This window comes from Flavobacterium sp. KH_001 (assembly GCF_057840745.1).
This window is the reverse complement of record NZ_CM174520.1, coordinates 2,667,806-2,682,556: the sequence shown is the minus strand read 5'-3', so window position 1 is coordinate 2,682,556 and position 14,751 is coordinate 2,667,806. Positions and strand designations below refer to the sequence as shown.

Annotated in this window: 15 protein-coding genes; 7 read left to right on the top strand and 8 right to left on the bottom strand. The window is 33.5% G+C overall.

Annotated elements, in window-relative coordinates:
• Positions 1-48 precede the first annotated feature (48 nt).
• Both AC3ITQ_RS11580 and AC3ITQ_RS11575 read left to right on the top strand, forming a co-directional pair.
• On the top strand, positions 49-603 hold the full coding sequence (locus AC3ITQ_RS11580; protein ID WP_489234412.1) for a thioredoxin family protein: 555 nt from the start codon (positions 49-51) through the stop codon (positions 601-603).
• Positions 604-986: 383 nt separating this feature from the next.
• Positions 987-1,382 carry a GreA/GreB family elongation factor gene (locus tag AC3ITQ_RS11575; RefSeq protein WP_489234411.1) on the top strand — a complete coding sequence of 132 codons (396 nt, stop codon included), beginning with the start codon at positions 987-989 and terminating at the stop codon, positions 1,380-1,382.
• 110 nt (positions 1,383-1,492) lie between these two features.
• On the opposite strand, the gene AC3ITQ_RS11570 is transcribed toward AC3ITQ_RS11575, so the two are convergent.
• The 8 genes from AC3ITQ_RS11570 to AC3ITQ_RS11535 all read right to left on the bottom strand — a co-directional run bounded on the left by AC3ITQ_RS11570 (position 1,493) and on the right by AC3ITQ_RS11535 (position 7,374).
• Positions 1,493-1,792, bottom strand: a complete 300-nt coding sequence (locus AC3ITQ_RS11570) for a cytochrome c (protein WP_489234410.1) — start codon at positions 1,790-1,792, stop codon at positions 1,493-1,495.
• 95 nt (positions 1,793-1,887) lie between these two features.
• Complete coding sequence (locus AC3ITQ_RS11565; protein ID WP_489234409.1) at positions 1,888-2,820, bottom strand: peptidylprolyl isomerase; 933 nt, start codon at positions 2,818-2,820, stop codon at positions 1,888-1,890.
• 35 nt (positions 2,821-2,855) lie between these two features.
• Positions 2,856-4,004, bottom strand: a complete 1,149-nt coding sequence (locus tag AC3ITQ_RS11560; protein WP_489234408.1) for an MFS transporter — start codon at positions 4,002-4,004, stop codon at positions 2,856-2,858.
• Between the two features lie 142 nt (positions 4,005-4,146).
• Positions 4,147-4,497 (bottom strand): cupin domain-containing protein, encoded by a 351-nt coding sequence (locus tag AC3ITQ_RS11555; RefSeq protein WP_194657653.1) that lies wholly within the window; start codon positions 4,495-4,497, stop codon positions 4,147-4,149.
• Between the two features lie 28 nt (positions 4,498-4,525).
• Positions 4,526-5,431, bottom strand: a complete 906-nt coding sequence (locus AC3ITQ_RS11550; RefSeq protein ID WP_489234407.1) for a Zn-dependent protease — start codon at positions 5,429-5,431, stop codon at positions 4,526-4,528.
• Positions 5,432-5,440: 9 nt separating this feature from the next.
• Complete coding sequence (locus AC3ITQ_RS11545) at positions 5,441-6,304, bottom strand: sugar phosphate isomerase/epimerase family protein (RefSeq protein ID WP_489234406.1); 864 nt, start codon at positions 6,302-6,304, stop codon at positions 5,441-5,443.
• A gap of 52 nt (positions 6,305-6,356) precedes the next feature.
• Entirely contained in the window at positions 6,357-6,899 is a 543-nt protein-coding gene (locus tag AC3ITQ_RS11540; protein ID WP_489234405.1) for an NADPH-dependent FMN reductase, read from the bottom strand.
• A 10-nt stretch (positions 6,900-6,909) separates the two neighbouring features.
• Entirely contained in the window at positions 6,910-7,374 is a 465-nt protein-coding gene (locus tag AC3ITQ_RS11535) for a nuclear transport factor 2 family protein (RefSeq protein ID WP_489234404.1), read from the bottom strand.
• Between the two features lie 230 nt (positions 7,375-7,604).
• Here AC3ITQ_RS11535 and trmD point away from each other — a divergent pair, with 230 nt between their 5' ends.
• From trmD to AC3ITQ_RS11510, 5 genes are all read left to right on the top strand, one after another.
• Complete coding sequence (gene trmD, locus AC3ITQ_RS11530) at positions 7,605-8,285, top strand: tRNA (guanosine(37)-N1)-methyltransferase TrmD (RefSeq protein ID WP_194657657.1); 681 nt, start codon at positions 7,605-7,607, stop codon at positions 8,283-8,285.
• Positions 8,286-8,523: 238 nt separating this feature from the next.
• Positions 8,524-8,874, top strand: a complete 351-nt coding sequence (gene rplS, locus AC3ITQ_RS11525; protein ID WP_072975836.1) for a 50S ribosomal protein L19 — start codon at positions 8,524-8,526, stop codon at positions 8,872-8,874.
• Between the two features lie 275 nt (positions 8,875-9,149).
• Positions 9,150-11,372, top strand: coding sequence for an NADP-dependent isocitrate dehydrogenase (locus AC3ITQ_RS11520; protein WP_489234403.1), 2,223 nt, complete (start codon positions 9,150-9,152; stop codon positions 11,370-11,372).
• 136 nt (positions 11,373-11,508) lie between these two features.
• Complete coding sequence (locus tag AC3ITQ_RS11515; RefSeq protein ID WP_489234402.1) at positions 11,509-13,890, top strand: TonB-dependent receptor; 2,382 nt, start codon at positions 11,509-11,511, stop codon at positions 13,888-13,890.
• 37 nt (positions 13,891-13,927) lie between these two features.
• Positions 13,928-14,749 carry a DUF4249 domain-containing protein gene (locus tag AC3ITQ_RS11510; RefSeq protein WP_489234401.1) on the top strand — a complete coding sequence of 274 codons (822 nt, stop codon included), beginning with the start codon at positions 13,928-13,930 and terminating at the stop codon, positions 14,747-14,749.
• The last annotated feature ends 2 nt before the right edge of the window (positions 14,750-14,751 follow it).

Here is a 14,751-nt window from a genome sequence, read left to right as displayed (position 1 = left end):
TTTTACAGAATTAAAAGTTATTTTTGAATAACTAATTCTTTAAGAAAAATGGCACGAACTCCCTCAAATATTATTCCGCTTGGAACAATTGCTCCGAACTTTCATCTAAAAGACACCAATTCTAATAATGAATACTCGTTTGAAGATGTAAAAGGACCAAAAGGAACACTTGTCATTTTTATATGCAACCATTGTCCCTTTGTACTTCATGTATTACCAGAAATAATAATGATCGCCAATGATTACCGTGTTCAGGGATTGGGGGTAGTTGCTATTTCGAGTAACGACATTGACAAATATCCTGAAGATTCTCCAGAATTGATGACTGAGTTTGCTTTTGAAAACAAGATAGATTTTCCTTATTTGTTTGATAAAACACAAGAAGTTGCTAAAGCTTATGAGGCAGCCTGTACACCTGATTTTTTTCTCTATGACAATCAGGATCGTTTATTTTATCACGGCCAATTAGATGATTCCAGACCGAGTAATGGAATTCCGTTAAGCGGAAGCGATCTGCGAAGTGCCATTGATGCTTTGATTTACAACAGAAGTTTGAATGAACAGCAAAAACCAAGTGTTGGATGCAGTATCAAATGGAAATAAACTAGCATTTCAATCTAGTTTCCTTTATCTTTACAATTCTATTACATTTTCATGGTAGTGACTATTATATTATTTACAGCTCCGTTGTTGTTGTTTTCTTTAAAAAGAGAACCAATTGCTGTTATAATTATTTCACACAACAAGGCCTTTATTAATTAGGCCTCCGTCTATTTCATTTCTTCTTTAAGGCGGAGGATTTTTTTACCAAATTTTACTATTTATTCTATTTGAAAGATTCATTTTCTTCAAATAAATAATTACTTGTATATATCCCATTTTTCCAAAAACAAACCATTTTAAAATTTCAATTTGTACACCGGCACAAATTGATAATACCAATACACACACTTATAATCAACGTTTAATAAATTAATATTTAGAATATGAAACCAACGCCTATTTTCTGTAAAACAGATTATCAGCTTTTAAGAGAGCTAATTTTAAAAAGTAAGAACGAAACAAATGCTAAAGAAGTCGGTCAGCTTTCGCAAGAATTGGATCGCGCCATTATCAGTAAAGAAAATACTTTAGACCGTTCAGTTATCCGAATCGGTTCCCAGGTTACCATTGAAGATGTAAAGGCAAACAAGCAAATGAAAATTCAGATTGTTCTACCATCGTTAGCGAATGTAACAGAAAGAAAAATATCCATTTTAGCCCCCTTAAGCGTGGCAATAATTGGATTTAAAGAAAACGATCAGGTTGATTGGGAATTACCTGCCGGAATAAAAACTTTAAAAATAATTGCTGTTGAAAACACGCCTTCAGACAATTCATAATTTTTTGAAACACCTCATCATGAAGGTGTTTTTTTATTCCATATAAATAAAAAACTATTCAATAAAGACTTACTGAATAGTTTAATTATAATTTCTTTATGCTGTTTCTCTTATAATTGAGAATGAATATAACTTGTAATTGAAGCCATTTGAGTATCGTCTAAATGTGCTTTTTTCTGCATTCTAACTAAAATTGGCGCCCATTCTTCCTGAGTAAATTTCTTTGGCTCATATAATTTGTGACATTTTGCACAGTTGTTTTCATACATACTTTTACCTGCTGCTAATTCAGGAGTTAATTCTACAGTTTTTGCAGTCTCAGTTACAGCTGGAGTTGAAGCAGTTTTTTTTGTACCACACGAAACAACAAGTAACGTTATAGCAGCTAGTGTTAAGATCTTTGCTTTCATTATTTTGGTTTATTTTTAAGTAAATATAAAAAAATCCCATATGCCAAAACATATGGGATTACTATTTAAAACAAAACTAAATTGTTTCGAAATTCTTATTTCACCTCCATTAATTCAACGTCGAAAATTAAGGTTGCGTTTGGTGGAATAACTCCTCCAGCACCTGAAGCTCCGTATGCTAAATCAGAAGGAATTACAAAACGAGCTTTGTCTCCAACTTGTAATAAAGCGATACCTTCATCCCATCCTTCGATAACCTGACCCTGACCTAATCTAAACTCGATTGGTTTTTTTCTTGGGTAAGAGGAATCAAAAACTTTTCCGTTTTCTAATGAACCTTCATAATGAACAGCAACCGTTTTTCCAGCCTCTGCTTTTTTACCGTCTCCTTTTTGGATCATTTTGTAACGTAAACCGCTTTCTGTTTTATCAAAACCAGCAGCTAATTGTTCCATTTTCGCTTCAGATTCTGCTTTTAAAGCTGCATCTCTTTTAAGACGAGCACCTTTTAAACCAACAAAAGCTTCTATAGCATTAAATTTTTCAGCTTCTTCACCTACTCTAATGATCTCTACTGCATTAAGATTATCTCCCTGAGCAACAGCATCAACTACATCCTGACCTTCAATTACATGACCAAAAACAGTATGTTTTCCGTCTAACCAAGAAGTTGGAACGTGCGTAATGTAAAATTGAGAACCGTTACTTGCTGGTCCTGAATTTGCCATTGCTAAAACTCCCGGACGATCGTGTTTTAAACTTGGGTGAAATTCATCATCAAATTTATAACCTGGATCTCCAGTTCCTGTTCCTTTAGGACATCCACCCTGAATCATAAAATCAGGAATAACTCTGTGAAAAGTTAATCCGTCATAAAATTTCTGTCCTTGAGGTTTTACTTTATTTTCCATATTTCCTTCTGCAAGAGCTACAAAATTCCCTACGGTTCCTGGTGTTAAGTCGTGTGTCAATTTTACTAAAATCGAACCTTTGCTAGTATTGAATTTAGCGTATATTCCGTTTTCCATGTTGTTATTTTTAATTTTGATTGCAAATTTACGAATTAATTTTTTATCTCTTTTTTAGATTTTGATTTATATGTGAGACCATAAACAGTTAATGATAATAAGGATAAAACCATACAGCCAATAGCTACAGCATGCCATCCACCCAATTTCCACAAAAATAATCCGTAAGCAGATCCTGCAGCAGTTCCTAAAAAGCTAAACGACATAAATACCGTATTTAATCTGTTTCGGGCTTCCGGAAGTAATGAATACACTCTGGTTTGATTTGAAATATGAACACCCTGAATTCCGATGTCAATAAAAACAATTCCAATCGCAATTCCGATGACGCTTTCTACAGAAAAGTAAAAAATTATAAAACTTAATAATATCAACAAACAGCCATATCCTACAGCAACTCTTGAACCTCCCTTGTCCCCTAACTTTCCAACCAAAGGCGCTGCTAAAGCTCCCGAAGCACCAACAATTCCGAACAAACCAATTGTTGCACTATTAAAATTAAAAGGTTCTCCTGAAAGCAATAAAACCATTGTGGTCCAGAAAGCTCCGAATTGTGCAAAACTAAATACATTGATTATCGTTGCTTCACGTAAAATGGGTTGTGTTTTTATTAAGGTAAAAAGCGACTGAATTAATTGTCCATAAGTTCCCTGAAACTGAGGTTTATTAACGGGGAATTTATTCTGAATCACAAAAAAGATTAAAAGACAAATTCCGGCAGCGATATAAAACATCGATCTCCAACCCAAAATTTGACCAATAAAACCGCTTAAAGTTCGGGAAAGTAAAATCCCAACCAATAAACCGCTCATAATGGTTCCGATAACTTTTCCGCGTTGTTCTACAGAACTTAACGAAGCAGCCAAAGGCAAAATAAGTTGTGGGACAATTGAAGTAATTCCGATTAATAAAGAAGCAACTTGCAAAAGAAAGAAACTTTTCGCTGTAGCTGCTAAGATTAAAGCAATTACAGAAGCAAAAGTGGTTATTAAAATTTGCTTTTTACGCTCCAACTTATCACCAAGCGGAACCATAAAGAACAAACCAATCGCATATCCAGCCTGAGTCAGATATGTTATTGTTCCTGCGCTGGCTTCAGGAATTTTAAATTCGTTGGCAATTAAAACAATCAAAGGTTGGCAGTAATACAGATTTGCAACTATAAGTCCAGTGCAAGCTGCCATAAATAAGACATTCGTTTTGGATAAATTCATTTTGCAAAAATACCAATCTAATTTTAACCAAAACTTTAAAAAAAGTATAAATTTTTCAATGTTAAGATCAAATCAGGTTGGTATTTTAGAAATTATATTGAGTTCCGCCCTTTTATTTTTTCATAAAATCTTCACGAATCGGACTAAATACATCCGTTAACATTCCTTCTTCCAAACAAACAACACCATGAATTGCGTGAGGCGGAATATAAAAGCTATCGCCTTCTTTTAATGTTTGGGTAACGCCGGAAATTGTAACATCAAATTTACCACTTGAAACATAAGTTACCTGAGTATGATAATGTTCGTGCAAAGTACCAATTCCACCTTTTTCAAAATGAACATTGACTAACATAACACGATCATCGTAGGCCAGAATTTTACGTTTGATTCCTTCACCAACAACTTCCCACTCTATATCATCCCCTTTTATAAATTCTTTGCTTGTTCCGAAACTTTGCATACTAACTCTATTTAATTTACTTTTTTATTTATTGAATACTTTTTAGGTCTTTCTTCATTAACTCTATTCCTTCAGTTAAATTGTTTTCCTGAAAATACTTTTCTAATTCTACTAATCGTTTTTTATTATCGTATTTAAATCCTGAATTTAACTTTCTTTGACAGAGCGAACACAATCTTATAAAATGTCTGTCTGTTTCCGGCATGCTATTGGTGCCATTCATCACGCAATTAGCATTAATACAATGATGCAGACCAAACATATGTCCGATTTCATGAGAACATATTTTCAACAATCGATCTAAACATAAATTAAAATCAGCTTCTTGTTGCATTCTGTAAATAGAACTTACTGCAATTTTATCTCTGTAAGATGCCAGTCCAAAAACATAATTCCATTCTGGTTTGGGATATAGATCTTTTTCTGTTATTGCCATTAAAGCAATTCCTTTATGCGTTTTTTCTTCTTTCAGAACATCGTTTAAAATATAACCTGCCAAAAATTGTTCTTGTCCTACATCGCCTATTCGTCTGGCATTGTTAGGAATAATATCGTCTGAAACATTTTCTAAAACCTTTGTTTCTAATTGAAAGAAAATCTGCAAATACTGACGGACTAATTCAATTTGTCTTAATTGTACCGAATTAAATTTTCCGATAGGTTTTAAATAGATGATATCCTCTTCTTTGGATGGAACAACATGAGGTGTTTTTATGAATTGCTTGAAACTTTGTCCTTTTTCTTTATGAGAATAAAGCCACTCACCAAAAGCAGGTTCCTCAAGCTTAATATCATTAATTTGAATGGCTGCAAAATAAGGCTGCAGCGGTAAATTTTCTTCTGGATTTGGTTGTGGCTTTGGACTTGGATTTTCCTTTTTATCTGATTGACATGAACAAAGAACTACCAAAAACAGCAAAAGCAGTTTCTTCATAAATTCGTATTAGATTATTTTTTTTGAAATAAATTCACAGCTTGTTTTAATAGATTCAAAAGAATTTGGAACATAGTTATTCTCCTGTTCAACAAAAAAATGAATCATTCCGGATTGTTTTGCCGCTGCAAAAAAGGGTTTAAAATCAATAGAACCAGAACCAATCTCAGTATTCAGAGCAGGATTTACTTTGTCCATATCTTTGACATGCCACAATGTAAAGCGTCCCGGATTTTCCTTAAATAATTTAAGCGGATCATTTCCTGAACGTACTACCCAATATAAATCCAATTCAAAAGAAACTAAATTTTTATCCGTTTCCTTCAATAGAATCTCATAACCTGTAACACCATCGTGGGTTTTAAATTCGAAATCATGATTATGATACGCTAGTTTTAAACCCGCATCTGCACACATTTTGCCTGCTTCATTTAAACGAGCGGCAATCGTATGAAAATCATTTCTAAAAGGTTCATCAACCCAGGGAACGGTTAAATATTCATTTTTTAAAATTTTAGCCGCTTCGATTGCAGCTTTAACTTCTTCTAAATTCCCATTATATAAAAAGCTTCCCAGATTATAATGTCCACTAACGGCTTTTAAGTTATTTGTATCTAAGATTTTTTTAAGTTCAATTGGAGTAAGTCCCCAAAATTGATCTTTTATAGAAAAACCGTAAGTTTCGACAGTTGTATATCCAGCTTTTGCAACTTTCTCTAAAGTTGATTTTACATTTTTTGGAAGTTCATCACGCAAGGTGTATAACTGCAAACCTATTTCTTTTTTATTCATGGTAAAGGCAAATGATGGCGAAGCTAAAACTGCCGTTGCAGCCAAGCTTGTATTTATAATGAAGTTTCTTCTTGTAATCATTTTTTAAATTAAAAAATCCAAAAGTAAAACTAGTCTTTTTATTGAAATGCTATTACATTTCAGTTAAAAATTGATTTTCAAAATTCGTAATGAATTTATTAAGAGCAGCAAGTGTTTCATCATTTATAATTTTCCCTTCTTCATCAATTTTCCCGCGAACACCTTGTATTAGAAGCAAATTTTCATCTTCAAATTGCGCTTCTAAAGTTCTTATTATCAAAATTAATTGGTCATGTGCCATTTCTCCGGAAGCAGAAGCGGTAATCAATCCGACTTTCTTTTTAGATAAAATTATGGTAGAAACACACCACTCCAGTGCATTTTTCAAACTTCCTGGTAAACTAAAAACATATTCAGGAGTACAGATTATGATTCCGTCGGCCTGAGCAATTTTATTTCTGAAGGAAATAATTTTTTCCGGTGCATTTTCTGTATCTAAATCGGGGTTAAAATGTGGCAACTCATCTAAATTTTCAAATATTTCAACTTCAAATTCTGGTTTTATATTTTCCGAAATGTATTTTAAGATTTTGTAATTGCTTGAATTCTTTCTTGTACTGCCTGTTATGGCGAAGATTTTTATTGGCTTTGGCATTATCTATCCTTTATTTCTTCGTTGTATCAGCCTGAAAGTTATCAAAATAAGTAAAATCTTTGGTAATTAATCCGTTCTCAATCGTGAAAACAGTACAAATAGGCAATTCTAATTTTGAATTATCGGGTGCAGTTCCTGTTGAAATAAATTCTACAACTATATGATTTTCTCCGGATGGATAAATTTGAATAACCTTATCATGCAAATCCGGAAAAATTTCATTTAACTCGGCATATTTATCTTCCGTTTGTTTGCGGGTTTGTTTTACTATTCCTTTTCCTAAAGAAGGATCTTTAAAATCAGCCGTTTCGCTATACATTTCAGCCATCTTTTTCCAATTATGACTATTAAAATACTCAAAATACTGGTTTACTATTTTTTTGTTTTTTGAAGTATCAATACTTTTTGTTTCATTTTGATTGTTACAGGAAATAATTATGAAAGCCATAACTATTAGTACACTTACTTTTTTCATTAGTTTTTACTTTTAAATTACTACAAGTCAACAATTAAAGAGTTTAAATGTAATAAAAATTGAAAGAAATTTCCATGAAAAATTAAAATATAAATAATGCCAATGACAGCAAAAAAATACGCAATATGCATTTATGCAAATAATTATGATAAACATTTGACATTTGTTTTTTTAGAATTCTCAATTATTTACTTTGTATCTTTGCAACCTCAAACTTTTGAAGAAAAACAATGCGAATTGACATTATAACGATTTTACCAGAATTATTAAGAAGTCCTTTTGAGGCTTCGATTATGAAACGTGCCATAGATAAAGGTTTAGTCGAAGTACATTTTCATAATTTACGTGATTATACCACCAACAAACAAAAAAGTGTCGATGATTATCCGTTTGGAGGTGGTGCCGGAATGGTAATGACCGTACAACCCATTGACGACTGTATTACACATTTGAAAAGTCAACGTGAATATGATGAAATTATCTATATGTCACCAGATGGAGAAACGTTGAACCAAAAGATGGCCAACACCATGTCGATGTATGAAAATATTATCATTTTATGCGGACATTATAAAGGTGTAGACCAGCGTGTTCGCGATCATTTTATTACCAAAGAAATTTCTATTGGAGATTATGTTTTATCTGGAGGAGAATTAGGAGCTTTGGTTTTATCAGATGCTTTGATCCGATTAATTCCTGGCGTTTTAAGTGATGAAACTTCCGCTTTGACAGATAGTTTTCAGGATAATTTGCTTTCAGGACCTATATATACAAGGCCTGCTGATTACAAAGGATGGAAAGTTCCAGAGGTTTTAACTAGTGGTCACTTTGCCAAAATCGATAAATGGCGCGAGGATATGGCTTATGAGCATACAAAAAACAGACGTCCGGATTTGTTAGAAGGACACTAGAATTTGTTTCAGGTTTCAAGTTTTTTTTGTTTCAAGTTCCAATTTTGCGCAATTCAACCTGAAACTTGAAACCTGAAACAAAAAGAACTCTAAAGTTCAACTTATCAGACACTTAAAATAATTTACAATTTACAATTTATAATTCATAATTATTTTCTACATTTGCACCCGAATTAGACTAACCTCTGGCGAGATCCGTGAATGTTGCTCTATTATAAAACCATAATTATAAGATATCATGGCAGATTTAATGAAATTCGTTCAAACCGAATTAGTTGCTAAAAAAGATTTCCCTGTTTTCGGAGCTGGAGATACTATCACAGTTTTCTACGAAATTAAAGAGGGTGAAAAAACAAGAACTCAGTTTTTTAAAGGAGTTGTTATTCAAAGAAGAGGTTCTGGTAACACAGAAACTTTTACTATTCGTAAAATGTCAGGAGCAGTTGGAGTTGAGCGTATCTTCCCAGTAAACTTGCCAGCATTACAAAAAATTGAAATCAACAAGAAAGGTGCTGTACGTAGAGCTAGAATTTTCTACTTCAGAGAACTTACTGGTAAAAAAGCTAAGATTAAAGATAAAAGAAGATAATCATTTATCTCTTTGTTATAAAAAACTCGTTTCATATCATTTGAAACGAGTTTTTTTTTGTCCTTAATTTTCAAAATAACAAAACCGCAAAATTTTAATATCAAAATCATCGATTTGACAATTTAAAGACTTCGAAATAACAATCTGATAAATCCTGTATTTCTCTCTAAAACTACACCGTTTTCGGACTGATTTTATTATATTTGCTCCGCTCATTTTGAGCCGACTATACCTTTTCCATTGTCATCCTTTGACGATACGATTATAAAAAAAAAATGACACAGAATTCAAAAATTTTTTACACCTTAACTGATGAGGCGCCTCTATTAGCGACTTATTCTTTGTTACCAATTGTTCAGGCATTTACTGCTACGGCTGGGATTGCTATTGAAACCAGAGACATTTCGTTAGCAGGTAGAATTTTATCTAATTTTCCTGAGGTTTTAACAGATGCTCAAAAAACAGGAGATGCATTAGCTGAACTTGGTCAATTAGCAACACAACCTGAAGCTAACATTATTAAATTGCCAAACGTATCTGCATCAGTACCGCAATTAAAAGCGGCTATTACAGAATTACAGTCTCATGGTTACAAAATCCCTGATTTCCCTGAAGAGCCTCAAAATGATGCTGAAAAGGAAATTAAAGCAAAATATTCTAAAGTTTTAGGTTCTGCTGTAAACCCTGTTTTACGTGAGGGAAACTCTGACCGTAGAGCGCCAAGAGCGGTTAAAAACTTTGCAAAAGCAAATCCACACTCTATGGGTGCCTGGTCTGCTGACTCAAAAACTAAGGTAGCTTCAATGCCAAATGGTGATTTCTACGGAAGTGAAAAATCACTTACTGTTGCTGAAGCTAATGATGTAAAAATTGAATTCGTTGCTAAAGACGGTACAACTACTGTTCTTAAAGCAAGTACTCCTCTTAAAGCAGGAGAAATAATCGACAGTTCTGTTTTAAGTGTGAACAAATTAAAATCTTTTGCTACTGAAGCGATTGCTGATGCTAAAAAAGAAGGTTTATTACTTTCTGTTCACTTAAAAGCAACAATGATGAAAGTTTCAGATCCAATTATCTTTGGCGCTATCGTTGAAGTTTATTTTGCTGATCTTTTCAAAAAATACGAAGTTTTATTCAATGAATTAAACATTGACACCAGAAATGGTTTAGGTGATATCTATGCAAAAATTGCAGGAAGACCTGAGCAAGCTGAAGTTGAAGCTGACATTACGAAAGCTATCGAAAACGGGCCAGCTTTGGCAATGGTTAATTCTGATAAAGGAATTACAAACTTACACGTTCCTTCTGATGTAATTGTTGATGCTTCTATGCCAGCGATGATCCGTACTTCTGGACAGATGTACAATAAAGAAGGAAAACAACAAGATACTATCGCTATCATTCCAGACCGTTCTTACGCTGGACTTTATACTGCTACAATTGATTTCTGTAAAAAACACGGTGCTTTTGACCCTAAAACAATGGGAAGTGTTCCTAACGTTGGTTTAATGGCTCAAAAAGCGGAAGAATATGGATCTCATGACAAAACTTTCCAAATTAAAGGAGATGGAGTTGTTCGTGTTGTTGACACCAACGGAAATGTTTTAATGGAACAAAACGTTGAGACAAATGATATTTTCAGAATGTGTCAGGCGAAAGATGCTCCTATTCAGGACTGGGTTAAATTGGCTGTAAACAGAGCTCGTTTATCTGATACGCCTGCTGTTTTCTGGTTAGACGAAAACAGAGCGCACGACAGAGAATTGATTACAAAAGTTCAAAAATATTTAAAAGATTACAATACTGTAAACTTAGATATCCGCATCTTAAATCCGATTGCTGCAACTGAATTTACTTTAGACAGAATCATCAAAGGTTTAGACACTATCTCAGTAACAGGAAACGTTTTACGTGATTATTTAACTGACTTATTCCCAATTTTAGAATTAGGAACTTCAGCTAAAATGTTATCTATTGTTCCATTAATGAATGGTGGTGGATTGTTCGAAACTGGTGCTGGAGGCTCTGCTCCTAAACACGTTGAGCAATTTACAGAAGAAGGATATTTACGTTGGGATTCATTAGGAGAATTTTTAGCACTTGGTGCTTCATTAGAGCATTTAGGACAAACTCTAGACAATTCTAAAGCAATTGTTTTATCTGAGACTTTAGATCAGGCTAACGACAAATTCTTAGCTAATGATAAATCTCCAGCTCGTAAAATAGGCCAGATTGACAACCGTGGGTCTCATTTCTATCTTGCATTTTATTGGGCTCAGGCTTTAGCTGCTCAAAATAAAGATGCAGAATTGAAAGCTATCTTCACTCCAATCGCTGCTGAATTTGAAGCTAACGAAGCTAAAATTGATGCAGAATTAATTGGTGCACAAGGAAAACCTCAAACACTTGGTGGTTATTACCAGCCAACTCCTGCATTAGTTAGCAAAGCAATGCGTCCTAGCGAAACATTCAATGCAATTATTGCTAAAATAAAATAAGTATCATATTGTTATAATTATATTTAAAAGACAACCTTATATGGTTGTCTTTTTTTTTATCTTAACTAATGTTTAACAATCGTTACATACTAATATTTAGTAAGAATTCTTAACTATGTAAATCAAAATAACGAAGATGATTACAAAGAAAATCAGTATTTTAATTATTATAATTTTTACGACTTTTACTTCATTTTCGCAGGAAAAATTCACTTTAAGTGGAACTATTACTGACTTTAAAAATAACGAAACCTTAATTGGTGTCAATATTTATATTCCTTCATTAAAGATAGGAACTACAACGAACGAATACGGCTTTTATTCGCTTACCGCTCCCGCTGGTGAACATCAAATAGAGATTACCTATATTGGATTCCAAACGGTTGAGAAGACTGTTAACTTAAATCAGAATACCAAAATGAATTTCGGACTGAATGAAGGAGGCGAAGAACTTCAGGAAGTTATAATTAAAGACAATAAGGGCAAAATTAATATTAAGTCTCCGGAAATGAGTGCCAATAAACTCTCGATCGCGACTATCAAAAAAATGCCGGTTGTTTTGGGAGAAGTCGATGTTTTAAAATCAATATTATTACTTCCGGGTGTTACTAATGCAGGCGAAGGCGCTTCCGGATTCAACGTTCGGGGTGGCGGTGCTGATCAGAATTTAATTTTATTAGACGAAGCAACGATATTTAATTCTTCTCACGTTTTTGGTTTCTTCTCCGTTTTTAATCCGGATGCCATTAAAGATTTAAAATTATATAAAGGCGGAATTCCGGCACGCTATGGTGGAAGAGCTTCTTCCGTTTTAGATATTTATCAAAAAGATGGCAGCAGTAAAGATTTCCATGTAAATGGAGGAATTGGCTTAATCTCAAGCCGCATTCTTGCTGAAGGTCCTATAGTAAAAGATAGAGGTTCCTTTTTGATTGGAGGAAGAGCTTCCTATGCTCATTTATTCCTTAAACTATCAGAAGACCAGAAAGACAACTCCGCTTACTTTTATGATTTAAATACCAAATTAAGCTACAAACTAAATGACAACAATAATTTGTATTTATCAGGATATTTTGGGCGTGATGTTTTTAGTTTAAATAAAAGCTTTACTAATATCTATGGAAACTCAACCCTAAATCTTCGTTGGAACCATTTATTCTCTGAAAAATTATTTTCAAATCTTTCCTTGATTTACAGCGATTATTATTACGGACTTGATTTAGACTTTGTTGGTTTCAAATGGGATTCGGGCATCAGAAATTACAATATCAAGTACGATTTCAAACATTATATTTCTGACAAATTCAAACTCAACTATGGTTTAAACGGAATCTATTATGAATTTAATCCCGGAACCATTAAACCTAGTGATCCGGAATCCGGAATTAATCCGGATCAATTAGACAAAAAATACGCTTTCGAACCTTCCGTTTATATTGATGCCGAAAGTCAAATTTCAAAAAAATTCACCATTTCATATGGATTGCGATACAGTTTATTTTATCGTTTAGGAGAATCAACAGTTAATTTATACGAAAACAATAATGCAGTTGTCTTCAATTCTGATTTACAGATTTACGAAAAAGGAACTCCTATTGACACAAAATATTATAGCAAAAACAAAGTTATCAAAAGCTATAATAATTTGGAGCCACGCTTTTCAGCTTCCTATCAACTAAACGATGATCAGGCTATTAAGGCGAGTTACAACCGAATGGCACAATACCTTCAATTGATTTCGAATACCTCATCTCCTACTCCACTTGATGTCTGGATGCCGAGTGATACTTATATTAAACCACAAATTGCAGATCAGGTGGCGCTGGGGTATTTCAGAAATATTAAAAATGGTGCTTACTCTTTAGAAGTTGAAACCTATTATAAAGAAATTCAAAATCGACTGGATTACATTGATGGCGCCGATTTGATTGCAAACAACGCCATCGAACAAGTCATTCTAAATGGGCAAATGCGGGCTTATGGCTTGGAATTAATGTTCAAAAAAAATGAAGGTCGTTTCAATGGTTGGGTTTCCTACACTTTATCCAAATCAGAACAACAAACTCCTGGAAGAACTCCTGAGGAACCTGGAATCAATAACGGGCAATGGTATAGTTCTGCATATGATAAAACACACAATTTAGCCATTACTTCCGCTTATAACCTAAACGAAAAATGGTCATTTGGTGCTAACTTTGCATTACAGTCCGGACAACCTGTTACTTATCCGAATGGACAATACGAATATTTAGGAATAACTGTCCCGAGTTACGGTTTAAGAAATGAGAATCGTTTACCTGCTTATCATCATTTAGATGTTTCGGCAACGCTAACACCAAGAAAAAACAAAGACCGAAACTGGAAAGGTGAATGGGTTTTTAGTATTTATAATTTATACAATCGCCAAAATGCAGCATCAATTAATTTCCGACAAAATTTAGATACAGGTGCAAACGAAGCCGTAAAAACATCAATTTTCGGAATTGTTCCTGCGGTGAGTTATAATTTTAAATTTTAAAAATCACTTTCCTCCTAAGAAGTTAAAAATATATACCATGAAAAAAGTAACTTTACTAATCGTGTTTTTCATATCGATTTTCTTCACAAGTTGTGAAGAAGTTGTTGATGTAGATCTCGAAACTGCACCACCAAAACTAATAATTGAAGCCGCCATAAACTGGCAAAAAGGCACCAATGGCAGACAACAAACCATAAAATTGACAACAACGACCGGTTATTTTGAAAACGTAATTCCAACCGTTTCAGGCGCGACTGTTTATGTAAATAACAGTAGTAATGAGCGATTTAATTTTATAGAAGTTCCAAAAACGGGTCGATATGTTTGTACTAATTTTAAACCTGTGATCAATGAAGAATATACGCTAACCGTCATTAGTGGTGGAAATACCTACACGGCAAATGAGACTCTAAAATCTGTTGCTCCAATTAGCCGAATTGAACAAAACAATGAAGGCGGTTTTACTGGAAAAGACATTGAAATAAAAGCTTTTTATAATGATCCGGGAGATGCAGATAATTTTTATTTGTACAAATATGTATACTCAAATAAAATTAAATCAAGCTATTATGCAGATGAGGATAAATTTTTCAACGGCAATGAATTTTTCAGTATTTCAGATGATGACGAATTAGAAATTGGAAATGAAATCGAAATAACACATTACGGAATTTCGAAACAATATTATAATTACATGAATATTTTGGTAAGTATTGCCGGTAGTAATGTTGGCGGTCCGTTTCAATCTCCTCCGGCAACTGTAAAAGGAAATATTATCAATACAACTGATAAGAATAATTATCCGTTAGGTTATTTTTCGCTTTGCGAAACCGATTTAAAAAAATACACCATCAAATAAAC

What these genes read in the sequence shown, in the direction of transcription:
- AC3ITQ_RS11510 (WP_489234401.1), top strand. Translation starts at nt 13,928, where the DNA reads ATGAAAAAAGTAACTTTACTAATCGTGTTTTTCATATCGATTTTCTTC.
- AC3ITQ_RS11570 (WP_489234410.1), bottom strand. Translation starts at nt 1,792, where the DNA reads ATGAAAGCAAAGATCTTAACACTAGCTGCTATAACGTTACTTGTTGTT.
- AC3ITQ_RS11520 (WP_489234403.1), top strand. Translation starts at nt 9,150, where the DNA reads ATGACACAGAATTCAAAAATTTTTTACACCTTAACTGATGAGGCGCCT.
- AC3ITQ_RS11575 (WP_489234411.1), top strand. Translation starts at nt 987, where the DNA reads ATGAAACCAACGCCTATTTTCTGTAAAACAGATTATCAGCTTTTAAGA.
- rplS (WP_072975836.1), top strand. Translation starts at nt 8,524, where the DNA reads ATGGCAGATTTAATGAAATTCGTTCAAACCGAATTAGTTGCTAAAAAA.
- AC3ITQ_RS11535 (WP_489234404.1), bottom strand. Translation starts at nt 7,374, where the DNA reads ATGAAAAAAGTAAGTGTACTAATAGTTATGGCTTTCATAATTATTTCC.
- AC3ITQ_RS11580 (WP_489234412.1), top strand. Translation starts at nt 49, where the DNA reads ATGGCACGAACTCCCTCAAATATTATTCCGCTTGGAACAATTGCTCCG.
- AC3ITQ_RS11565 (WP_489234409.1), bottom strand. Translation starts at nt 2,820, where the DNA reads ATGGAAAACGGAATATACGCTAAATTCAATACTAGCAAAGGTTCGATT.
- AC3ITQ_RS11555 (WP_194657653.1), bottom strand. Translation starts at nt 4,497, where the DNA reads ATGCAAAGTTTCGGAACAAGCAAAGAATTTATAAAAGGGGATGATATA.
- AC3ITQ_RS11545 (WP_489234406.1), bottom strand. Translation starts at nt 6,304, where the DNA reads ATGATTACAAGAAGAAACTTCATTATAAATACAAGCTTGGCTGCAACG.
- AC3ITQ_RS11540 (WP_489234405.1), bottom strand. Translation starts at nt 6,899, where the DNA reads ATGCCAAAGCCAATAAAAATCTTCGCCATAACAGGCAGTACAAGAAAG.
- AC3ITQ_RS11515 (WP_489234402.1), top strand. Translation starts at nt 11,509, where the DNA reads ATGATTACAAAGAAAATCAGTATTTTAATTATTATAATTTTTACGACT.
- trmD (WP_194657657.1), top strand. Translation starts at nt 7,605, where the DNA reads ATGCGAATTGACATTATAACGATTTTACCAGAATTATTAAGAAGTCCT.
- AC3ITQ_RS11550 (WP_489234407.1), bottom strand. Translation starts at nt 5,431, where the DNA reads ATGAAGAAACTGCTTTTGCTGTTTTTGGTAGTTCTTTGTTCATGTCAA.
- AC3ITQ_RS11560 (WP_489234408.1), bottom strand. Translation starts at nt 4,004, where the DNA reads ATGGCAGCTTGCACTGGACTTATAGTTGCAAATCTGTATTACTGCCAA.